Source organism: Clavibacter sp. AC415, assembly GCF_979252985.1.
On the sequence record NZ_CEEDAR010000002.1, the window covers coordinates 19,409 to 39,618 of the forward strand.

Annotated in this window: 17 protein-coding genes and 7 pseudogenes; 8 read left to right on the top strand and 16 right to left on the bottom strand. The window is 74.0% G+C overall.

Features of this window, described 5'->3' with window-relative positions; all coding sequences use genetic code 11:
• Positions 1-7: 7 nt before the first annotated feature.
• Both ACZ411_RS00550 and ACZ411_RS00555 read right to left on the bottom strand, forming a co-directional pair.
• Positions 8-190 (bottom strand): hypothetical protein, encoded by a 183-nt coding sequence (locus ACZ411_RS00550; protein ID WP_464167663.1) that lies wholly within the window; start codon positions 188-190, stop codon positions 8-10.
• A complete protein-coding gene (locus ACZ411_RS00555; RefSeq protein WP_464167665.1) occupies positions 187-1,128 on the bottom strand; it encodes an SDR family NAD(P)-dependent oxidoreductase in 942 nt (313 codons plus the stop codon). The genes ACZ411_RS00550 and ACZ411_RS00555 overlap by 4 nt, the downstream gene beginning before the upstream one ends.
• Positions 1,129-1,229: 101 nt before the next feature.
• Here ACZ411_RS00555 and ACZ411_RS00560 point away from each other — a divergent pair.
• Positions 1,230-1,415: pseudogene (locus ACZ411_RS00560) on the top strand (helix-turn-helix domain-containing protein); the annotation flags it as partial.
• A 100-nt stretch (positions 1,416-1,515) separates the two neighbouring features.
• Positions 1,516-2,088, top strand: coding sequence for an MmyB family transcriptional regulator (locus ACZ411_RS00565; RefSeq protein ID WP_464167667.1), 573 nt, complete (start codon positions 1,516-1,518; stop codon positions 2,086-2,088).
• 52 nt (positions 2,089-2,140) lie between these two features.
• On the opposite strand, the gene ACZ411_RS00570 is transcribed toward ACZ411_RS00565, so the two are convergent.
• Positions 2,141-2,890 carry a TetR/AcrR family transcriptional regulator gene (locus ACZ411_RS00570; protein ID WP_464167669.1) on the bottom strand — a complete coding sequence of 250 codons (750 nt, stop codon included), beginning with the start codon at positions 2,888-2,890 and terminating at the stop codon, positions 2,141-2,143.
• Between the two features lie 95 nt (positions 2,891-2,985).
• On the opposite strand from ACZ411_RS00570, the gene ACZ411_RS00575 reads away from it, so the two are divergent.
• Positions 2,986-3,834, top strand: a complete 849-nt coding sequence (locus ACZ411_RS00575; protein WP_464167671.1) for an NmrA family NAD(P)-binding protein — start codon at positions 2,986-2,988, stop codon at positions 3,832-3,834.
• A 139-nt stretch (positions 3,835-3,973) separates the two neighbouring features.
• Here the strand turns inward: ACZ411_RS00575 and ACZ411_RS00580 are convergent.
• The 4 genes and pseudogenes from ACZ411_RS00580 to ACZ411_RS00595 form a co-directional block, all read right to left on the bottom strand.
• Positions 3,974-6,354: pseudogene (locus tag ACZ411_RS00580) on the bottom strand (beta-xylosidase/alpha-l-arabinosidase).
• Positions 6,351-7,257 (bottom strand): annotated as a pseudogene (locus tag ACZ411_RS00585) (carbohydrate ABC transporter permease). Before ACZ411_RS00585 ends, ACZ411_RS00580 begins: the two co-directional pseudogenes overlap by 4 nt.
• Complete coding sequence (locus tag ACZ411_RS00590) at positions 7,254-8,279, bottom strand: carbohydrate ABC transporter permease (protein ID WP_104290421.1); 1,026 nt, start codon at positions 8,277-8,279, stop codon at positions 7,254-7,256. Before ACZ411_RS00590 ends, ACZ411_RS00585 begins: the two are co-directional and overlap by 4 nt.
• A 10-nt stretch (positions 8,280-8,289) precedes the next feature.
• Positions 8,290-9,579 (bottom strand): extracellular solute-binding protein, encoded by a 1,290-nt coding sequence (locus ACZ411_RS00595; RefSeq protein ID WP_464167674.1) that lies wholly within the window; start codon positions 9,577-9,579, stop codon positions 8,290-8,292.
• Positions 9,580-9,825: 246 nt separating this feature from the next.
• On the opposite strand from ACZ411_RS00595, the gene ACZ411_RS00600 reads away from it, so the two are divergent.
• The 3 genes from ACZ411_RS00600 (at position 9,826) to ACZ411_RS00610 (ending at position 11,778) form a co-directional block, all read left to right on the top strand.
• Positions 9,826-10,830, top strand: coding sequence for a LacI family DNA-binding transcriptional regulator (locus tag ACZ411_RS00600; RefSeq protein ID WP_464167676.1), 1,005 nt, complete (start codon positions 9,826-9,828; stop codon positions 10,828-10,830).
• A 99-nt stretch (positions 10,831-10,929) separates the two neighbouring features.
• Positions 10,930-11,214, top strand: a complete 285-nt coding sequence (locus tag ACZ411_RS00605; protein ID WP_464167678.1) for a hypothetical protein — start codon at positions 10,930-10,932, stop codon at positions 11,212-11,214.
• 24 nt (positions 11,215-11,238) lie between these two features.
• Positions 11,239-11,778: a tetratricopeptide repeat protein gene (locus ACZ411_RS00610; protein ID WP_094114774.1), complete on the top strand. Its 540-nt coding sequence runs from the start codon at positions 11,239-11,241 to the stop codon at positions 11,776-11,778.
• Between the two features lie 239 nt (positions 11,779-12,017).
• On the opposite strand, the pseudogene ACZ411_RS00615 reads toward ACZ411_RS00610, so the two are convergent.
• The 6 genes and pseudogenes from ACZ411_RS00615 to ACZ411_RS00640 all read right to left on the bottom strand — a co-directional run.
• Positions 12,018-13,429 (bottom strand): annotated as a pseudogene (locus ACZ411_RS00615) (MFS transporter).
• Between the two features lie 217 nt (positions 13,430-13,646).
• Positions 13,647-14,528, bottom strand: a complete 882-nt coding sequence (locus ACZ411_RS00620; RefSeq protein WP_464167681.1) for an anti-sigma factor family protein — start codon at positions 14,526-14,528, stop codon at positions 13,647-13,649.
• Positions 14,525-15,031, bottom strand: coding sequence for a sigma-70 family RNA polymerase sigma factor (locus tag ACZ411_RS00625; RefSeq protein ID WP_094114770.1), 507 nt, complete (start codon positions 15,029-15,031; stop codon positions 14,525-14,527). The genes ACZ411_RS00620 and ACZ411_RS00625 overlap by 4 nt, the downstream gene beginning before the upstream one ends.
• Before the next feature lie 58 nt (positions 15,032-15,089).
• Positions 15,090-15,809: a hypothetical protein gene (locus tag ACZ411_RS00630; RefSeq protein ID WP_464167684.1), complete on the bottom strand. Its 720-nt coding sequence runs from the start codon at positions 15,807-15,809 to the stop codon at positions 15,090-15,092.
• On the bottom strand, positions 15,806-15,994 hold the full coding sequence (locus ACZ411_RS00635) for a sigma factor-like helix-turn-helix DNA-binding protein (RefSeq protein ID WP_464167686.1): 189 nt from the start codon (positions 15,992-15,994) through the stop codon (positions 15,806-15,808). The genes ACZ411_RS00630 and ACZ411_RS00635 overlap by 4 nt, the downstream gene beginning before the upstream one ends.
• A gap of 133 nt (positions 15,995-16,127) precedes the next feature.
• Positions 16,128-16,349 (bottom strand): annotated as a pseudogene (locus ACZ411_RS00640) (RNA polymerase sigma factor); the annotation flags it as partial.
• Between the two features lie 257 nt (positions 16,350-16,606).
• Between ACZ411_RS00640 and ACZ411_RS00645 the strand changes: the two are divergent.
• Positions 16,607-17,294, top strand: a pseudogene (locus ACZ411_RS00645) (YceI family protein).
• 244 nt (positions 17,295-17,538) lie between these two features.
• Here the strand turns inward: ACZ411_RS00645 and ACZ411_RS00650 are convergent.
• From ACZ411_RS00650 to ACZ411_RS00660, 3 genes and pseudogenes are all read right to left on the bottom strand, one after another.
• The gene (locus tag ACZ411_RS00650) at positions 17,539-17,859 is read right to left on the bottom strand and encodes a hypothetical protein (RefSeq protein ID WP_464167700.1); all 321 of its coding nucleotides are present in this window, start codon (positions 17,857-17,859) and stop codon (positions 17,539-17,541) included.
• A 94-nt stretch (positions 17,860-17,953) separates the two neighbouring features.
• Positions 17,954-18,031 (bottom strand): annotated as a pseudogene (locus ACZ411_RS00655) (dehydrogenase); the annotation flags it as partial.
• 313 nt (positions 18,032-18,344) lie between these two features.
• Entirely contained in the window at positions 18,345-18,956 is a 612-nt protein-coding gene (locus tag ACZ411_RS00660; RefSeq protein WP_464167688.1) for a TetR/AcrR family transcriptional regulator, read from the bottom strand.
• A 480-nt stretch (positions 18,957-19,436) separates the two neighbouring features.
• Here ACZ411_RS00660 and ACZ411_RS00665 point away from each other — a divergent pair.
• Positions 19,437-20,210, top strand: a 774-nt coding sequence (locus ACZ411_RS00665) for an EamA family transporter (protein ID WP_464167690.1), incomplete at its 3' end; no start/stop codon positions are given.

Consider the following 20,210-nt stretch of genomic DNA (forward strand, 5'->3'; position numbering starts at 1 on the left):
GCTGACGTCAGGCGCGGGCGACCAGCGCCGCGAGCCGGTCGAGGTCCGCGGCGACGAGGGCGGCGTCGGCGGCGAGCGCCTCGTCGCTCACGCCCGGGCGCTGGAAGAGGGTGAACACCACCTCGCTGCCGTCGGCGTTCGGCAGCACGCGGAGCGGGTTCCGCACGACCGTCCCGTCGGGCAGCGTCACGTCGTGGTCGAGGATCCCGAGCTCGCGCGGGCCGGTGAACGCGATCTCAATCGCGCCCATCGGCGAGTCCGCGAGCCAGCGCCCGCCGTCGAGCCGGATGCCCGAGCTGACGCCCTCCGCCCACTCGGGGAGCCGGCGCGGGATCCCCCGCGACGGCGACGACGGACGCCACGTCGGCGTCCACGGGACGGGAGACGTGCAGCGCGGGCCAGGTCACGACTCGACGGTACCGGGCAGAGGCGCGACGGTCCACGCCGCTCAGTAGTCGATGCGCCCGTGCAGGCTGTGGAACCCGCCCGTCGGCCCGTCGGGTCCCACGAGCGCCATCGCGACGGTCGCGTCGGTGCCCTCGGTGACCGTCTGGTGGCCGCCGTGGCCGTTGAAGTCGGTGGCCGTGTAGCCGGGTCGGTGGCGTTGACCCGGAAGCCCGGCAGGTTCTTCGCGTACTGCAGGGTCAGGGTGATGACGGCCGCCTTCGAGGCCGCGTACGGCACCGCGAGCACGTGGCTCTCGTCGGTGCCGTCGCCGGCGAGGGCGCGCGGCCAGCCGACGCCCGAGGCGACGTTGACGATGACCGGCGCGGCGGACGCGCGCAGCAGGGGCAGCGCGGCCTGCGTCACCCGCACGATGCCGACGACGTTGGTCTGCAGCACGGAGAGCATCGCCTCCGGGGTGAGGTCGTCGACCCCGAAGGAGGTGCCGAGGACTCCGGCGTTGTTGACGAGGACGTCGAGCTCCGGAAGCGAGGCGACGGCGCGCTCCACGCTGGCCTGATCGTCGACGTCGAGCTGGACGGGGTGGGCGCCCAGGGCGCGGACGGCATCGCCGTCGGCGGTGTCGCGCATGCCGGCGTAGACGGTGTGCCCCGCCTCGAGGAGGCGGCGCGCGGTCTCGAGGCCGAGGCTGCGGTTGGATCCGGTGATGAGTGTGGTGGTCATGCGTCGAGCCTGCGCCCGAGCCGCCGCCGCGCCCAGGCACCCGTCGACGGGAGGACCGGCGGTACCAGGCTGATCCGCCCGCGAGCGCGGAGGATGGGTCCATGACCGAGTTCGCGAGCGTCCTCCGCGCCTGGCGCGAACGCGTCCAGCCGGCGGACGTGGGCCTGCCCGCGGGATCGCACCGCCGCACCGCCGGCCTCCGCCGCGAGGAGCTCGCCGCGCTCGCGGGCGTGAGCGTCGACTACGTCGTCCGGCTCGAGCAGGGCAGGTCGGTGAACCCTTCGCCGCAGATGCTCGGCGCGCTCGCCCGCGCGCTCCGGCTCTCGGAGGACGAGCGCGACCACCTGCACCGGGCCGCGGGGATCGCGCCGCCCGGAGCGCGGCGAGGTGCCGCGGCACATCACGCCGGGGGTGCACCGCATCGTCGACCGGCTGGGCGACGTGCCGCTCGCGGTCTTCACCGCCACGCACGACCTGCTCCTGTGGAACCCGCTGTGGGCGGCGCTCAACGGCGATCCGTCGACGCGCAGCGGCTGGGACCGGAACCTCGTGTGGACGTACTTCACCGAGGGCCATGCGGGCACCGACTTCGACGCCGTGCACGAGGAGGAGTTCGCCCGCGACCTCACGGCGGACCTGCGCACGGCGGTCGGGCGCTACCCGGCGGACCGCGCGCTCGCGCGGCTCGTGGCCCGGCTGCGCGCCGAGGTGCCGGAGTTCGCGCGCCGCTGGAGCGAGGCCCGCGTCGCCGAGCACCGGTCGAGCCGGAAGACCGTGACGAGCACGCCCGTCGGTCCCATCACGATCGACTGCGACACCCTCTCCGTGCCGGGCAGCGACCTGCGCATCGTCGTCTACACGGCCGAACCCGGCAGCGCGGACGAGGCGCGGCTCGACCTGCTGCGCGTCACGGGGCTGCAGGCGCTGACGACCGCGCCGGTGGAGGCCGCGGGGGCCTGAGGGCGGTCCGCCGGGCGCTCGCGTCGGGGCGCTCGCGTCGGGTGGCGGTGATTCAGCGGGCCGCCGCGATCCGGTCGAGCCACTCCGCGAGGAGCGTCCGCTCGCCCGCGCTGAGCCGGTCGGCGTCGGCCAGGTGGGCGCGCAGCGCGACGGCGCGCTCGACGAGGCCGGGCTCGTGGCGGGCGCGGCCTCCCGGCCGGGGCGTGAGGATCCGCTCGAGCACGGCCTCCCGCATCACGTCGACCAGGACCCGGTCGCGGTCGGCGGTCGGCCGGCGGATCGTGGACAGCAGCGCACCCGTCGCGGCCGCGTGGAGGAGGTCGACCGCGACGGGCTCGGCGACGCGCAGGCGTCCCGCGAGCGCGACCCGGTGCACGCGCTCCTCGAGGAGGACTACGCCCGCGCGCACGGCCGGGGAGCCGGGTCCCCGGGCGGGGTCGCTCATGAGGGCGTAGAGGTCGGGGTTGGCGAGACCGAACGCGATCGTCGCGTCCCAGCCCGTGCGGAGGTCGTCGACGGCGTCGACCGCGCCTGCGGCGGCGGCGCGGACGGCGTCGGCCTTGACGGCGCTGAACCGGGTCATCTCCCGCTCCGCGACGGCGTCGAGGAGCCCCTCCTTGTCGCCGAACAGGCGGTAGATGGTGGGGGCCTGCACGCCCGCCGCCTCGGAGACGGCGCGGGTGGTGACGGCCGCCCGGCCGGATGCGCGGAGGAGGTCGGCGGCCACGTCGACGATGCGGTCGCGCGTGCCCGAACGCGGATCGGCGGAGGCCTCGTCGGCTCCGGAGGCGTCGGCGGTCATGGAACGACGATAACGCACGGGTGTTAGCGAGCTGATTCCCGTGCTACCTTTCGAGCATTATCACCGCTAACACGAAACACACGAGAGGCACCCACATGATCGTCATCACCGGAGCCACCGGCGCCCTCAACGGCGCCACCGCCGAGCACCTGCTGCGGACCGTCCCCGCGGAGGGCATCGCCGTCGTCGCGCGCGACCCCGCGAGCGCGCGGTCGTTCGCCGACCGCGGCGTGGAGGTGCGCCGGGGCGACTACGCCGACGCGGCCTCGCTCCCCGGGGCCTTCGCGGGCGCCGATCGGCTGCTCCTCGTCTCCGCCAGCGATCCGGGCGCCGACGCCGTCGCGCTGCACCGCGCCGCCGTCGAGGCCGCGGCGGAGGCGGGCGTGGGCCGGATCCTGTACACGAGCCACCAGGGCGCCGCCGCCGACTCGCCCTTCGCCCCGGCCCGCGACCACGCCGCCACCGAGGGGATCCTCGCGGCCTCCGGCCTCCCGTGGACGGCGCTGCGCAACGGCTTCTACCTGCACAGCATCGACCTGCTGCTGGGTGCCTGGCGCAAGACCGGCGTGATCCGCGTCCCCGCCGACGGGCCCGTCTCCTGGACGTCGCGCTCCGACGCCGCGGAGGGCGCCGCGCGGATCCTGCTCCAGGACGCGCCGGCCGATGGACCGGTCACCCTCACCGGGCGCACGGCGCCGACCATGGCCGAGGTCGCGGAGCTGGCGTCCGAGGTCGCGGGCCGCCCGGTGCGCCTCGAGGTCGTGGACCCCGAGGACTGGATCGCCGGGCTGGTCGCCGTCGGCACGCCCGCCCACGTCGCGCGCTTCCTCCTGGGGCTCCCGCTCGCCGCGGCCGGCGGGTTCTTCGCGGACACCGACCCGCTCCTGGCCGAGCTCCTCGGCCGCGAGCCCGAGGGCGTCCGCGACCACCTCGCACGCGGCTGAACGGGCGATCTGGGCCCGGGCGATCCGGATGCGGGCGATCCGGCTCCGGGCGTCGGGCCGGTCTCACGACGGAGCCCCGGCCGCCGCGTCGCGAGGACGCGGTGCCGGGGCTCCGTCGTGCGGGCCGGGACCGGCCGGATCAGCTCGGCTCCAGCACCCGCTCCGGGACGGCCGGCGCGCCGGCGGAGGCGCCGACCGGCTCCACGGACGTGCGCACGTACCGCTCGTCCTGGATCGTGACGTGGTGCACGGGCCCGGTGATCGCGATCGCCGCCTCCGTCTCCCGCACGGCGCTCGACGGCCCCACCCACAGCTCCACCGCGCCCGGCTCGACGATGCGGCGGTACCGCGGGTCGGTGAAGGCGAGGCGGGTGGTGGGCACCTCGAACTGGACGCGCGCCGACTCGCCCGCGGCGAGGTCCAGCCGCAGGTAGCCGAGCAGCTGCGCGACGGGCCGCGTCACGCTGCCCTGCACGTCGCGGGCGTACAGCTGCACCACGTCGGTGCCGTCGCGGTCGCCCGTGTTGCGCACCTCGACGGTCGCCGTGAACGGCTCCCCCGCCCGCACCTCGCTCGCCACGACCGCGAGGCCGGCGCGCGCGAACGACGTGTACGAGAGGCCGTGCCCGAACGGGAGCACGGGCGTCGGATCGGCGCTCGTCACCTCCGACGGCCCGCCCAGGATCGGGTGCAGGTACGAGAACGGCTGCGCGCCCGCGGAGCGCGGGAGCGACACCGGCAGGCGGCCCGACGGTGACACCCGGCCGGAGAGCACGCCCGCGATCGCGGATCCGCCCTCCTCGCCCGGGAAGAACGCCTGCAGCACGGCCGCGGGGGCGGACTCGCCCTCGATCGCCCACGCCACCGCGTACGGCCGGCCGGTGAGCAGCACCATGACCACGGGGGTCCCGGTGGCCTGGATCGCCTCCACCAGCTCGCGTTGCACGCCCGGCAGGTCGAGGCTCTCGACGTCGTTGCCCTCGCCGACCGTGCCGCGGCCGAACAGGCCCGCCCGGTCGCCGACGACCACGACCGCGAGGTCGGCGCGGCAGGCCGCGTCGACGGCGGCCTCGAAGCCGGAGCGGTCGTCGCCCTCCACCTCGGCGCCGGCCACGAGCAGCAGCTCGCTGTCGGGCAGCTCGCTGCGCAGCGCCTCGGCCACGGTCGGGATCGCGAACCCGAGCGGCGTGCCCGGGTGGTGCGCGAGCACGTGGTTGGCGAACGAGTAGCAGCCCATGAGCGCCTCGGCGCTGTCGGCGTTGGGGCCGATCAGCGCGATGCGGCGCGGCGCGGGCCGGTCGGCCGACGCGAGCGGCAGCGTGCCGTCGTTCGCGAGCAGCACCACGGACTCCTCCGCGAGGCGGCGCGCGACGTCCCGGTGGGCCGGGGTGTCGAGGTCGATGCTCGTGGGCGGCGCGTCGAAGGTCGCGTCGAGCAGGCCCAGCTCCTCCTTCTCGTCGAGCACGCGGAGCACCGCGCGGTCGACGAGCGAGCTCGTCGGCGAGCCCGGCGCGGATCCGCTCGGCCAGCGGCGCGAGGTACGCGTCGCCGGTGGGCAGCTCCACGTCGATGCCGGCCGCGAGCGCGAGCTCCGCCGCCTCGCCGCGATCGCCCGCGACGGCGTGCATCACCTGGAGGAACGCGACGGAGAAGTAGTCGGAGACGACGACCCCGTCGAAGCCCCAGCGGCCGCGGAGCACGTCGGTGAGGTACTCGGGGGTGGCCTCCGACGGGCGCGCCGTCGATCTCCGCATACGAGTTCATGACCGAGCGCACGCCGCCGTCGAGCACCGCCATCTCGAAGGGCGGCAGCAGCACGTCCTCCACGAAGCGCGGGCCCACGTGCACGGGCGCGTGGTTGCGCCCGGACTGCGACGCCGAGTAGCCGACGAAGTGCTTGAGCGTGGCGTGGATCCCCGCGCCCTGCAGCCCCTTCACGTACGCGGTGCCGATGGTGCCGACCACGTACGGGTCCTCGGCGATGCACTCGTCGACGCGACCCCAGCGGGCGTCGCGGATCACGTCGAGCACGGGCGCGAGGCCCTGGTGCACGCCGAGCTCCCGCATCGACCCGCCGATGAGGCCCGCCATCTCCTCGACGAGGCCTGGGTCGAAGGACGCGCCCCACGCGAGCGGCGTGGGGAACGTGGCGGCCTGCCACGCGGCGAGCCCGGTGAGGCACTCCTCGTGCACGAGCGCCGGGATCCCGAGCCGCGTCTCCGTCTGGAGCCGCCTCTGCTCGGCCCACAGCCACGACGCGCGCTCCACGGGATCCACCGGCCGCGTGCCGTACACGCGGGTGAGGTGCCCGAGGCCGTGCTCGGTGGCCTCCTCGTAGCGCCCGGTCGTGGCCATCTCGCCCTGCATTGGCGCGACGACCTCGCCGCCCTGGTCGACCCAGTAGCCGACGATCTGCGCGAGCTTCTCCTCGAGGGTCATGCGCGCGTGCAGCTCGCGCACGCGCTCCGACACCCGGGGCAGCTCCACGGCGCCGGGCGCCGGCGCCTCCGCGCCGGTCATCCCTTCACCGCGCCGGTGAGGCCGCCGACGATGCGGCGCTCGAAGACGGAGAAGAACACGAGCGCGGGGATCATCGACAGCGACGTGAACGCGAGCACCTTGGCCGTGTCGACCGAGTACTGCGACGAGAACGACTGCACGCCGAGCGGCAGCGTGTAGATCGACGCGTCGCTGAGGAGGAACAGGGGCAGCAGGTAGCTGTTCCAGCTGCCGATGAACGCGAGGATCCCGACCGTGATGACGCCGGGCATCGACAGCCGGACGACCATGCGGAAGAAGAACCCGAGGCGGCTGCACCCGTCGATGAACGCGGCCTCCTGGATCTCGTCCGGGATCGCCCGCAGGAACGGCACCAGGATGATGATCGTCGTCGGCAGCGCGAACGCGATCTGCGGGAGGATGATCCCCGGCAGCGAGTTCGTGAGGCCGAGCGAGCGGATCACGATGTACAGCGGCGTGATCGCCACGGTGATGGGGAACATGAGCCCCGACGCGAAGAGCGCGTAGAGCGCCCCCCGGCCGAAGAACGTGTACCGGGCCAGCACGTAGCTCGCCATGAGGCCGAGCACGACCGCGCCGACCGTGGTGCCGATCGCGGCGATGAGCGAGTTGCCCACCTGGCGCCAGAACATGGAGCCGCGTGAGGACGTCGACGTAGTTCTGGATCTGCCACGGCGACGGGAAGCCCGCCGGGTCGGTCGTGATCTGCGCGTTCGTGCGGAACCCGCCGAGGATGATGTACGCCACCGGCGTCAGCATCAGGGCGATGAGCACGACCGCGACGAGGTACGGGATCGGGTTGCTCCCCTGCCCCGGCGTCTTCGCCCGCTGGGGCTTCGGCGCCTTGGCCGAGTAGGCGGGATCCAGGTCCGCGTTGCGCGGAGCGGCGGTGACGACGGTCACTTCTTCTTCCTTCCCGTGCCCGTGAGGGCGCCGGCGGTGTCGCGGTTGAGCACGAACCGCTGGTAGACGAGCGCGACGACCAGGGAGACGAGGAACAGCACCACGGCGACGGCGTTGCCGTACCCGTAGTTGCCGGATCCGCGCCCGTTGGCCACGAGGTACGTGGCCATGGTCGAGGTGCCCGCGGTGGCCGAGATGTACTGGCCCCAGATGATGTAGACGAGGTCGAACAGCTGCAGCGAGCCGATGATCGACAGGAACGCCCAGATGCGCAGCGTCGGCGCGAGCAGCGGCAGGGTGATGCGCCGCTGGATCTGCCAGTACGACGCGCCGTCGATGGCGGCCGCCTCGGAGAGCTCCTCGGGGATGCCCTGGAGGCCGGCGAGGAAGAGGATCACGGCGAAGCCGATGTACTTCCACGTGATGATCGTCATGAGCGACCAGATGGCGATGTCGGGGTTGGCGAGCCAGTCCTGCTGGAGGTCCGCCAGGCCGACGTTCGCGAGGAAGCCGTTGAGGGCGCCGGAGCCCTGGAGCATGAGGCTCCAGCCGGTGCCGACGACGACCTCGGAGATGACGTACGGCACGAAGATCAGCACGCGGATGATCGACTGGCCGCGCAGCTTCCGGTTCAGCAGCAGCGCCACGAGGATCGCGACCGGGCCCTGCAGCACGAGCGACAGCACCACGATCACGGCGTTGTGCATCAGCGCCTCGTGGAACGTGGGGTCCTGGAGGATCGTGATGTAGTTCCGGAATCCCACGAAGACGGTGGGCGGGCCGAAGCCCTGCCAGCTGAAGAAGCCGTAGTAGGCCGCCATCACCACGGGGTAGATGACGAAGCCCAGGAAGAAGAGGAGGGCCGGGCCCACGAGGATCAGGACCTCGAGGCGACCGGTCCAGCCGAGGCCGCGGCGTCGCGCACGCACCGCCGAGGGCGGCGTCGTCGCGACGCCGCCCTCGGGGTGTGCAGGATCAGCCGCGGGACGCTGCTCGTCGAGCGAGCTCTCGCGGATCGTCATGTCGGGTCGCCTAGGCCTTCTTGGCGGCGTCGCCGACGGTCTGGATGAGCTTCTCCGGGCTGCCGTCGCCCGCCATGAGGTCGACGACGCCGACGTTCATCGCGTTGCCGACGTTCAGGCCGTAGACCGTGTCGAGCCACTGGGAGACGTAGGGCGCGTCGTTGTACGCCGCGAGGATCTCCTGGAGGTACGGCTCGGTGACCGCGGTCTGCGCCTCGGTGTTCACGGGCGGGGCGTTGAAGGCCGCGTAGTACTCCTTCTGCACGTCGGCGGTGCCGATGTAGTTGAGGAAGTCGACGCACTCCTTCGGCGCCTGCGCGGAGCAGGAGTAGCCGTCGATGCCGCCCATGATCGAGCCCGCCTCGCCCTCGCCGCCCGAGATCTCGGGGAAGGGGAACCAGGACAGGTCGGCCAGCGGCTTCTGGTCGGGGGTGAGGCCCGCGATGACTCCCGGGTCCCAGGCGCCCATGAGCTCCATGGCGGCCTGCTTGTTGGCGATGAGGCCGGCCGAGCTGCCGGCGCCCTGCTGCGCCGCCGTGGTGAGGAAGCCGTCGTTGAACGGCTCGGTGTCGACGAGGGCCTGCACGTCCTCGCCCGCCGCGATCCAGCACTCGTCGCTGAAGTCCTTGTCCGTCGCCGCCTTCTCGAGCGTCGCGGAGGAGCACTCGCGGAGCGCGAAGTTGAAGTACCAGTGCGCGGCGGGCCACGCGTCCTTGGCGCCGAGGGCGATGGGCGCGACGCCCGAGCCCTTCAGCTTCTCGACGGCGGCGTCGAGCTCGTCCATGGTCGTCGGCGTCTCCGTGATGCCGGCGGCCGCGAAGAGGTCCTGGCTGTAGAAGATGCCGCTGGGGAGCACGGCGACGGGCATGGCGTACGCCTTGCCGTCGATGGAGTTCGCGTCGAACGCGCCCTGCGAGATCTCGGCCTTCACGTCGGCGGAGATGCCGTCGGTGATGTCCATGACCTGGCCCGCGGCGACCGTGGCGGCGAGCTTGCCGCCACCGCGCTGCAGGAAGATGTCGGGCGCGTCGCCCGAGTTGAGGGCGGTCTGCAGCTTGCCGTCGAGGTCCTCGTTCTGGATCGACGTGGCCGTGACCGTGACGCCCGGGTTCGCGGCGTTGAAGTCCGCCGTGGTCTTCTCCCAGAACGCCTTGCCCGGGCCGGTGGTGGAGTTCTGCCACAGCGTCATCTCGACGGGGCCGCCGTCGTCGCTGCCGGAGCCGCCGCCGCTGCAGCCGGTGAGGGCGAGCGCCCCCACGAGCAGGGCCGCGGATCCCGTGAGGATCTTCCGTGCCTTCATGTTGTCCAACCTGTCCTCTTCATTGAGCGCACCCTGGCGGGTGTCGGGGGGGGTGTCGTGCTCGTGCGCGGCCGGATGCTGTGGGGCCGCGGCACGTCCCGGATCCGCGCCGGAGACGGTCGCGACGCCGCGTCCATGCGGTGCCGCGACCTCCTGACGGGGGCCGGTCGTGACAGTGTCGGCCGCGCTCCGCAGAATCGTCAAACGTTTTCGAAATCCTTTTCCTGCAGGCGTAGGGTCCACTGCATGACCCGCCGCCCCACGATCCACGACGTCGCCGCTGCCGCCGGCGTCTCGGTGTCGACCGTCTCCAAGGCCGTCAACGGCCGGTACGGGATCTCCGCCGAGACCTCCCGCCGCGTCATGGAGGTCGTCGAGCGCCTCGGCTACGAGTCGAGCCTCGTCGCGAGCAGCATGCGCTCCCACCGCACCGGCGTGATCGGCGTCCTGGTGGCCGACTTCGAGCCGTTCAGCGCCGAGATCCTCAAGGGCGTGAGCGCCGCGCTCCGCCGCTCGCGCTACGACCTGCTGGCGTACAGCGGCTCGCGCCAGGCCGACGGAGCCGGGTGGGAGCGCCGGTCGCTGAGCCGCCTGAGCGGCACGCTCATCGACGGCGCGATCATGGTCACGCCGACCGTGGTGACCGCGTCCACCGAGATCCCCGTCGTCTCGATCGACCCGCACACCGGGCCCGCCGACCTGCCGAGCGTCGAGTCGGACAGCCTGGGCGGCGCGCTCCAGGCCACCCGGCACCTCCTGGAGCTCGGGCACCGGCGGATCGGCTTCCTCGCCGGCCGCCCCGACCTCCGCTCGGCGAGCCTCCGCGAGGCCGGGTACCGGCGCGCCCTGCAGGACGCGGGCATCGCCTTCGACCCGGCGCTCGTGCGCTCGGGCCTGTTCCTCACGGCACCGGCGCGGGAGCCCGCGCGGGCCCTCCTGTCGATGCCGGACCGCCCGACCGCGATCTTCGCCGCCAACGACCTCTCGGGCATCGCGATCCTCCAGGTGGCGGCGGAGCTGGGCATCCGCGTGCCCGAGGACCTCTCCGTCATCGGCTTCGACGACATCCCCGAGGCGTCGCAGATGACGCCGCCGCTCACCACGATCCGCCAGCCGATGCAGCGACTCGGCACCACCGCTGTGGACCTGCTCATGTCGCTCATGGGCGGCACCGAGCCCGACGCCATGCGGGTGCAGCTGCCCACCCGGCTCGTCCGACGGGCGACGACCGCGCCGGCCCCGCGGCGCTGATCCGGCCCGGCAGACCTGTCAGGCTCGACGCATGGGAGACGACGACGACCGGGCCGCGCCGCGCCGCGCGAGGATCGGAAGGGCACTAGGCCGGCGTGGATGCGGCGGCTCACGCCGGCGGAGATACGGGACCAGGAGGACTTCCAGGACCAGAACGCGATCGTGAAGTTCTACGCGGTGATCCCGCTCATGGTGGTGGCGGTCTTCCTCCCGGCGGGTCCGATCCGCGGCATCTGGATCGCCCTGGTGATCGTGGGGTACGTGGTCTGGGGCGTGAGGAAGGTGATGCGGTCGTCGCGGAAGCGCACGGCGGACGAGGCGGGACGGGCCGCGCCATCGGAGAGCGGCGAGGATCGACCCTCGAGCGCCGCGCCCGGGGACTGACTCCCGGCCTGACAGGCTGGGTCCATGGACCACGACGACTGGGACGCCCGGGTCGCCGCCTTCTGGGCGGCCGCCGACGACGAGCGCGCGGACGAGACCGTCGCCGCGATGCGGGAGCTGGTCGCGGAGCGCCCGGCCGGGGATCCGCGGGCGCTCTTCGAGCTGGCGTGCGCGCACGACCTCGTGGGCCGCGAGGCGGAGGCCGTGCCGCTGTACCGGGCGGCGATCGCGGGCGGCCTGGATGCCGGGCACCGTCCGCTCGCGGTGATCCAGCTCGCGAGCTCGCTGCGGAACGTCGGCGAGGCCGCGGAGGCCGTCGACCTCCTGGAGGCGCTGCCCGACGACGAGCACGCGCCGGGACGCGACGCGTTCCTCGCGCTCGCGCTGCACGACGCGGGACGCCCGACGGAGGCGCTGGCCGTCGCGCTCCGACGGCTCGCGCCCACGCTGCCGGCGTACGGCCGGGCGGTCGCGGCCTACGCGGACGAGCTCGCGGAGCGCGCCAGCGGCGGAGGCAGCGACAGCGACGACGGCAGCGACGCACGATCCGACCTGCCAGGCTGAACGCGTGGACGCCCGACTCCCCTACCTCCTCGCCCTGCCCGTGCTGCTGCTCGGCGGGCTCGCCCTGCTGCGCACCGGGCACATCGTGCTGGGCGTGGTGGCGCTCGTGCTCCTGGCCGTGGTGATCGTCCTCGCGCGCCGCACCCAGAGGGCGGACATGGCGCGGGACGCAGGGCCGCGCACGCGGACGACGCGGAGGCCGCCGGCCCGGACGCCCCGCCCCGCGACCCCGCGGCCGGCTAGGAGCCGGGCGTCGCGCGCGCCGGGTCGACCGGGGTCGCGCCGGACGCCGCGGGGGCGCCGTCGGGATCGGCGTCCGCCGCGTCCGCCTCGGCCTTCTTCGCGCGGGCCAGCCGGATCGCCGCGCGGCCCCGACGGCAGCGAGATGCGGCCACCGAGATGACGACGACCGTGATGATCCCCGCCGCGACCAGCAGAGCCTGCACGCTGAACACGTCGGCGAGGGGGCCGAACGCGACCGCGCCGATCGGGGTCGCGAGCGCCATGACGATGCCGACGTAGCTGAACACCCGGCCGTGCCGGTCTCGGGCGCGACCGTCTCCTGCACGAGCGTCATGAAGGGAGCCGAGAACAGCGGCACGAACAGGCCGATGGCGAACATGAAGCCGTAGAACACCCAGAGGTTGGGGCTGAGGCCGAGGCCCGCCGTGAAGACCGCGAAGCCGAAGCAGCTCACGAGGATCAGCGTCATGCGGTCGGACTTCGCGACCAGGGTCGACACGAGCGCGCCGCCGCGCCCAGCATCCCGACGCTGAAGGCGATCTCGAGCACCGTCACCATCCACACCTCGGTGCCGTAGGTGCGGGCCACGAGCAGCGGCGTGATGAACGACGGCGCCACCGTGAGCAGGAAGATGATCGCGAATACCACCAGCAGCCAGCGGACGACCGGGTTGCCGCCGATGTAGCGGATCCCCTCCACGAGGTCCTCGCGGTACGTCGAGGTCTTGTCGGCGATCGAGGCGAGCGTCGGCACGGCCACCGACAGCAGGAACGCGATGCCGATGGCGGCCGTGATCGCGTCGACGAAGAACAGCGGCACGAGGCCGATACGCGGCGAAGATCGCGCCCGACGCCGCGGGCGCGAGCAGGGCCATGGCCGACTGGATGGTGCCGAAGATCCCGTTGACGCGCAGCAGCTGCTCGGGCGGCACGATCTGCGGGATCATCGCCTGCACCGCGGGCGTCTGGAACCCGGCGCCGACCGAGCGGACGGCCACGGCGAGCAGGATGATCCAGAGGTCGGTGACCCCGTTCATCATCAGCAGGGCGAGCGCGAGCGTGACCACGGCGATGGTGCTGTCGGACGCGATGACCAGCGCCCGCCGGTTCATGCGGTCGGCGAGCGTGCCGCCGAAGATGGAGACGATCCCCTGCGGCAGGAACGCGCAGACGGCGTAGAGCGCGATCGCGAGGCCCGAGCGGGTCTCGAACGTGACGTACCACATGACCGCGTACTGGACGAGCATCGAGCCGAACAGCGACACCGTCTGACCGCTGAGGAACAGCGTGGCGTTGCGCTTCCACCGGGCGGCGACGACGGCCGCGTCGGCGGCGGCAGCCGCGTCGGCGGCGCTCATTGCGCTCGTGCTCGTGCTCGACAGGTCGGCCTGCCCTGCCGGGTGGCTCATCGGATCCTCGCCTGCTCTGTTTCCTCGGGTGCGGAGGCCACCAGGCTAGGGCGCGCCGAGGTGGAACGCGCCAGGGGCGGCCGAGGGGAGCGCGCGCTCAGCGATCCCGACGCGGCGCGGGCCGGGTGCTCGACGTCCGAGACGGTGGGCTGCGCGAGGCCCGAGATGCTGCCCACGTCGCGCTGCGACAGGCCGCTGGCCCGCCGCGCCGCCTGGATCACCTGTCCGATGGACGTGGCACCGCCTCCTCCCGTGATGACGCGCACGCCATCACGATGCGGCGGCGCGCGGACTGGAGGTCGCGGCTCGCCAGCACCACGTCGGAGTCGGAGGGCGTGATCTCGACCGACCGGATGCGGTCGATGGGGATGCTCGACGTGGCTGCCAGCTGCTTCGCCTCCGCCTCGCCCGCACCCCACGACGCCACGACGGTGCGGGTGCCGTCCTGCGCGATCGCGACGAGGTCGTAGGCGCCGAGCCCCGCACCGCCGCCCGCGTACTCGCAGCTCCAGTCGAAGCGCGTGCCGTAGGGCTTCTCGGTGACGGCGAGCTGCGCGGTCACCGCGTCGTCGAGCTCGGAGCGCATGCTCACGGCGTCGGCGGGCAGGCCGTCGGCGGGGTCCGCGGTCGCGGTCACGGCAGGGGTCGGATCCGCGACCGGCACGCTGACGCCGTCCCGGAGCGCGGAACCGAGGGCGGCGCCGCCCGCGAGGAGCGCGACGGCCGCGGCGGCGAGGACCCAGCCGCCCATGCGGCGCGTGAGCGGCAGGCCGACCGGACGGGTCCGCGGGCGGCGGCGGCGCAGCGGCACGCGATGCGACGTCGGTAGGGGCGCGGGCGCGGGCAGCGCCGCCTCGCCCTGCGGCTCGGGTGCGTGCGGGGTCGCGGCAGGCGCGTCGGGCTCGTCCATGAGCGCGAGCGCGTCCTCCACGGGCAGCATCCGCAGCACCCCGGGCAGCCCGGAGAGCTCCGCGAGGGAGCGCATGCACGCGTCGCAGCCCTCGAGGTGGGCCTCGAAGAGCGCGCGGTCGGTGGCGCTCAGGCTGCCGAGCACGTAGGCGGCATCCCACTCGTGGATGTCGGCGGCACGGTCGTTCATCGGGTGACTCCTCGTTCCTGCAGGGCGAGCCGGAGCGCCTTGAGCGCGTAGTGGAGGCGGGACTTGATCGTGCCCGGAGGGACGCCCTCGCGTTCGGCGGTCTCCGCGACGCTGCGTCCCAGGTGGTAGCAGCTGACGACCGCGCGGCGGTGCTCGGGCGAGAGCGACGCGAGGGCCTCGGCCACGAGCAGGCGGTCGATGATGGCGTCGGACGCGTCGGCGACGGGATCCTCCGGCAGGGTGTCCGTCGGCGTCTCGCGGCCGCGCCAGGCGCTGCGCCGGTCGTCGATCACGAGGTTCCGCACCACGGTGAAGAGCCAGCGGCGGGCCGACTCGTCGTCCTCCGCGAGGATCGCGGGCGACCGCCAGGCCCGCAGCAGCGCCTCCTGCACGACGTCCTCGGCGAGCGCCGGATCCCCCGTGAGCCGCAGCGCGTACCGCTGGAGCGCCGGCGCATGCGCGTCGTGCAGCGCCCGCATCCGGGCCGTGCTCTCCGTGGTCATCCGTGCCTCCTCCCTCCACGACGAGATGGACGGCCGGAAGGTTCACCGCTCGCGGGAATCATCCCAGGTGGACATCGCGGATCCCCTGTCCCGCCATCGCGCCGTCGCGACCTGCCGGAGCCGGATCAGCCCGGGAACGCCTGGTCGTACAGCGCCGGAGCTCGGGTCCGTCGACGCCGGTGAGGCCGCAGGAGGCGACGCGCCCGTCCGACGCGGCGACGAGGTAGGTCGTGCCGTCGGCGAAGACCGGCGCGGCGCCGTCCACCACGTCGTCCGGGTCACCCTGCGACACGGCGACCGTCTCGGACGGCTCCCCCGCGTACACGCGCTCGACGCGGATCGTCGCGGTGCCGCCCTCCACGCTCTCGACCGTCCCGCGGAAGGCGAGGGTCGCCGCGGCGGCGAGGCCCTCGGGCGTGATGACGGCGCAGCTGTCGGCGAGCCCGCCCGACGCGTCGACCGTCAGGCGGGTGCCGTCCCCGTCGCCCCGCGGCAGCACCACGACCACGACGACGAGGGCGACCGCGGCGAGGACGGCGCCGAGGACCAGCGGCCGACGCGTCGGCCGCTGGCGCCGGCGGTCCGACCCGCCGCCGGGTGGTGCTCCGCGGCGTCCGGTCGTGCGGGTGGTCTCGTCCATGGCGTGCTCCTCCAGCTCGGCGCGCTGCCCGGGTGACAGCGGCGCGAGGTGCGGGGCTGGGTCGGCGGCGCGCAGCAGGCGGTCGATCCCCGCGTCGGGCTCCCCCGACGCGTCGGATGCGTCGTGTCGTGTCGTCATCGGCCCGTCCCTCCCCTCTCCTCGTCATGTCCGCCTCGTGCCTCGATCTTCCGGATCCCGTCCGCGAGCCTCCGACGCGCCCGGTGCAGCCGGATCGAGACCGCGTTGGGCGTGATGCCGAGCACGCGGGCGATGTCGGTCACGGCCAGCGCGTCCCACGCGTGCAGGCGCCAGGACCTCGGCATCGGCCTCGCGCAGGAGCCCGAGCGCCTCCCGCACCATCTCGACGCGGGAATCGCCGTCGTCGGCGGGCGGCGCCTCCGTCGGCGGGTCGACCGTGACGATCCGCGCGACGAGCCGCTCCTGGCGGCGCAGCGAGCGCAGGGCGTTCCGCAGCTGCAGCCGAGCGACGCCGATCGCGTAGGGGATCTCCTCGCCGTCCGGCACGTCCGGGAGCCGGCGCCACAGCACGACGAGCGTCTCGCTCAGCACGTCCTCGGCGGTCGGCGCGTCCGCGCGCCGGGCGAGGTACCGGCGCACCGGCTCCAGCACCTCGCGCACGACGGCCTCGAAGCGGGCGCGGGATCCGGGGTCGGGCATGTCCACTCCTCCGCATGTCCGGCACCGGCTCGGGTCTTTCCGATCCGCCGGCAGGTCGAGGGTCCCAGGGCCGCATCGGCACCGACAGGTCACGGCGCGGAGCGGACACGCGCCGCCAGGATGCGGAGCGGGCGGACCGGCCGAACCTGGCAGGAACCTGAACGCGTGAACGTTCTCCGCGGCTGGCCCGTCGTCCCTGATGTCGGCGCAGTCCCTCGCGGCGACCAGATGAGCACCATCCGGATCAGGAGACCCCCATGCAGAAGAAGACCAAGATCATCCTCGGCACGAGCGCGGCCGTGGTCGTCGTGCTCGGCGTCACCGCCGCCGTGGCCCCGGCATCTGCCGGGACGTCATCGTCGGCGCCCCCGCCGCCGCCCCGTCCGTGTCGGCCGCCCCCGCCGACTCCACGCTCGACACGAGCGACCTGTCGGGCGACTGGGCCATCGGCACCGGCAGCACCGCCGGCTACCGCGTGGACGAGGTGCTGAACGGCACCGACGTGACCGTCGTCGGCACCACCGAGGACGTGACCGGCACCATCACGGTAGACGGGTCCACCCTCTCGGCCGCGACCGTGACGGTCGACGTCGCGAGCATCGCCACCGACCAGCCGCCGCGCGACTCGTACTTCCGCGATGAGGCCATGCAGGTCTCGCAGTTCCGGACGCGACCTTCACGCTGACGCAGCCGATCGACGCGGCCGTCCCCGCGAGCGGCGAGGTCGCGACCGTCGACGCGACCGGCGAGCTGACCATGCACGGCGTCACCCAGACGGTCACCGTCCCGCTGCAGGCCGCGCTCTCGGGCGACGGCGTGCAGGTGAGCGGATCCATCCCGGTCACCTTCTCCGACTACGGCGTCGAGGCGCCGGACCTCGGCTTCGTGAGCGTCGAGGACCAGGGCACCGTGAGTTTCCTGGTGAAGGCCACGCCGACGAACTAGCCCGGTCCGCACGACAGGGAGGGGAGGAGCGCTGCGGCGCTCCTCCCCTCCGTCGTCCCGGATCGGACTGCTACTCGTCGTCCATGGTGGTCGCGAAGCGACGGAACTCGCCGCGCTCCACGTGCGGTACACCCACAGCGCGTCCGCGAGCACCTCCGGTCCTTCCTCGGGTGGCCCGGCCGGATCGAGCCGGGGATGATGAGCTGGCCCACGTGGATCCCGTCGCCCGCGAGCGCCTCGTGGATCATCTGCCCGTAGGCGGTCTCGCCCGCGAACCCGATGGAGGTGCCGGCGAACTTCGGCAGCGGCTGGACCGCCGTGCCGCCGTTGACGAAGGAGCCGTGCCCCGGCCGAGGACGCGCATGCCCTGCAGCACCTGGTGCACGGCGGCGACGGGAGCCTGGATGGAGAACTCGAACGCGCCGACCAGGTCGCCGGGCGTGGTCTCCAGCACGGGACGCAGGAACTCCTTCTGCGGGAGCGGGCTGTACTGCAGCACCTCGACGGGTCCGAGGTCCTGCGCGGCACGGTCGAGCGCGGCGGCGAGCGCCACGTGGTCGCGCACGTTGGCGGCGTAGCCGCGCGCGGTGATCCCCTCCTCGGACAGCGTGCGCGAGGTCGTCGACGCGCTCCTGGCTGCGCGAGACGAGCGCGACGGCGAAGCCCTCGGCTCCGAAGCGGCGGGCGACGGCGGCTCCGAGGCCGGTGCCGGCCCCCACGATGGCGATGGTGGTCATGGTTCTCCTCCTGATGGTGGATCGGGACCTCCGCGACGGGTGCGCCCGGGGTGCGTCCTCTCGACGCTAGGCCGTCCGGGCGCCGGCGACGGCGTCGATCCGCCCCGGCGGGGCTGGCGTGGCGGGATGCAGCTGACGCCCGGGCTCGCCGCGCAGCTGGCACGCGTCCCACGGACGCACGGCGGCCTCGTCGCGCCGTGCCGCGTGACACTCCGGTCGGGCCGCGTCCGGGACCGGGTCCTCATCGGCGAGCGCGCCGCCCTCATACCGGCTCCCCTACGAGGGCTAGGCCGCCGCGGGCAGGCTGTCGGCGTCAGCCGGCCAGCGCCGCCGCGAGCACGGCGCGCGCCGCATCGCGGGCCGCCTCGAAGGGGCGCCCGAAGGTGCCCATGCCGAGCGTGACGAGGGCGCCCTCGTAGAGGAGCATCAGCGTCCGTGCCGTGCCGGCGGGATCCGGGGCGCCGGCCTCCCGGCACAGGTCGCGGACCAGCTCGAGGAGCCACGCCTTCTGGCGCATCGTCTCGGGGAGCACGTCGTGGCCGTCGTCCTCGTCGCCCAGGTCGCCCGCGCCGAGCTCCGCGCGGGCGTTGATCGCGCTGCAGCCCTTGGGCGTGTTGGCGTCGGCCCAGGTGATCGCGGCGTCGAACACCGCGAGCACGCGGTCCGCCCGGCTCGGGCATGCGCGCGAGGCGCACCACGGTGCTCGCGCCAGCGCGCGTCCCGGTGCTGGAGGTAGGCGACGACGAGCTGCTCCTTCGACCCGAAGCGGTGGATAGATCGTCTTCTTCGTGACGCCGGCCGCCGCCGCGATCGCGTCGACGCCGACCACGTGGATCCCCCGCGCATAGAAGAGCTCGGACGCGGCGTCGAGCACGCGCCGGGCGCCGGGGGTCAGCGGGGCGAGGTCGGGGACGGGCGTGATCACCCGATCAATATACCGGTCTGTATAGTCGAGTCCCATGATGAGTAGACAGATCGGTATACCGAATCGAATGGTGACGGCGGCGGCGGCTGCGGGGCTTCGTCCTCGCCTGGAGCTCGGGGTTCCTCATCGCGGCCGTCGGCACGGTGGAGGTGCCCGCGACGACGCTGCTGCTCTGGCGGTTCGCGCCGCTCGCCGTCGCCCTCGTCGCGCTCGTCGCCGTGACGGGCGCGGCGCGCGGGGTGCCGCTGAGGACGCTCGGACGGCAGGCGCTCATCGGCTCCTTCGCCCAGCTCGGGTACTGCGCGTTCGTCTACGCCGCGATCGGCGCGGGCATCGCGACCGGCACGACCGCGCTCATCGACGCGGTTCAGCCGCTCGTGGTCGCGACGCTCGTCGGCCCGCTGCTCGGGTTGCGCATCCGCGCCCGCGCAGTGGGGCGGGCTCGCGCTGGCGCCGTGCGCATGGTGCTGGTCGGTGCGGGTGAGCAGAGCGGGGGCGGCGGATGCGGATCCGGTCTCCTACCTGCTCCCGGCCGCGGCCATGGCGTGCCTGGTCGCCGGCACGTTCCTCGAGCGCCGCTCGTCCGGACGCCCGCCGGTGCTCGTGACCCTCACCGTGCACGTCGTGGTCACCGCGGTCGCGCTGGCGATCGCCACCGCCGCTACCGGCACGCTGGCGCCCCCGGCGGATCCCGTGTTCTGGATCACCGCCGTCCTCGCCGCGCTCGCGCCGACGCTGGCGGCATACGGGCTCTACTGGTGGCTGCTCGAGCGGGTCGGCATCACGGCGCTCAACGCGCTGCTGTTCCTCGTCGCGCCGACGACCGCGGCCGCGGGGGCGCTGCTGCTCGGCGGGCGGATCACGCTGGTGACGCTCGCGGGCTTCGCGCTGTGCGGGGCGGGCGTCGCGATCGTGCTCGTCATGGACGCGACCCGCGGCGCGACGCGAGGCGCTGCCCGCGGCATCGCCCGCGGCGCGACCCGCGCACGGCCGGGAGCCGTCAGCCCCAGCGGCAGCGTGCCGTCGATGCGGCCGCCGGTGGCGGCCCAGGGCCGGGACGACGAGGTCGACGCGGTAGGAGAGGAGCGGCGAACCGGCGGGCAGCTCCGGGAAGTCCGCCGTGAACGAGAAGGTGCCGTCGGCGCCCACCGGACCCCGTGCCGTGGGCCGCCCGGCGGACGGCCGCGCCGGTCGCCGGGTCCGGCGCCGAGTAGTGCACGACCACGAGGCCGCCCGGCGTCCCGGTGCCGGAGA

Bases quoted from the DNA above. Each gene is read 5' to 3' on its own strand.
- ACZ411_RS00555 (WP_464167665.1), bottom strand. From the start codon at position 1,128: ATGACCACCACACTCATCACCGGATCCAACCGCAGCCTCGGCCTCGAG.
- ACZ411_RS00570 (WP_464167669.1), bottom strand. From the start codon at position 2,890: ATGACCGCCGACGCCTCCGGAGCCGACGAGGCCTCCGCCGATCCGCGT.
- ACZ411_RS00575 (WP_464167671.1), top strand. From the start codon at position 2,986: ATGATCGTCATCACCGGAGCCACCGGCGCCCTCAACGGCGCCACCGCC.
- ACZ411_RS00590 (WP_104290421.1), bottom strand. From the start codon at position 8,279: ATGACGATCCGCGAGAGCTCGCTCGACGAGCAGCGTCCCGCGGCTGAT.
- ACZ411_RS00595 (WP_464167674.1), bottom strand. From the start codon at position 9,579: ATGAAGGCACGGAAGATCCTCACGGGATCCGCGGCCCTGCTCGTGGGG.
- ACZ411_RS00600 (WP_464167676.1), top strand. From the start codon at position 9,826: ATGACCCGCCGCCCCACGATCCACGACGTCGCCGCTGCCGCCGGCGTC.
- ACZ411_RS00605 (WP_464167678.1), top strand. From the start codon at position 10,930: ATGCGGCGGCTCACGCCGGCGGAGATACGGGACCAGGAGGACTTCCAG.
- ACZ411_RS00610 (WP_094114774.1), top strand. From the start codon at position 11,239: ATGGACCACGACGACTGGGACGCCCGGGTCGCCGCCTTCTGGGCGGCC.
- ACZ411_RS00620 (WP_464167681.1), bottom strand. From the start codon at position 14,528: ATGAACGACCGTGCCGCCGACATCCACGAGTGGGATGCCGCCTACGTG.
- ACZ411_RS00625 (WP_094114770.1), bottom strand. From the start codon at position 15,031: ATGACCACGGAGAGCACGGCCCGGATGCGGGCGCTGCACGACGCGCAT.
- ACZ411_RS00630 (WP_464167684.1), bottom strand. From the start codon at position 15,809: ATGACGACACGACACGACGCATCCGACGCGTCGGGGGAGCCCGACGCG.
- ACZ411_RS00635 (WP_464167686.1), bottom strand. From the start codon at position 15,994: ATGCCGAGGTCCTGGCGCCTGCACGCGTGGGACGCGCTGGCCGTGACC.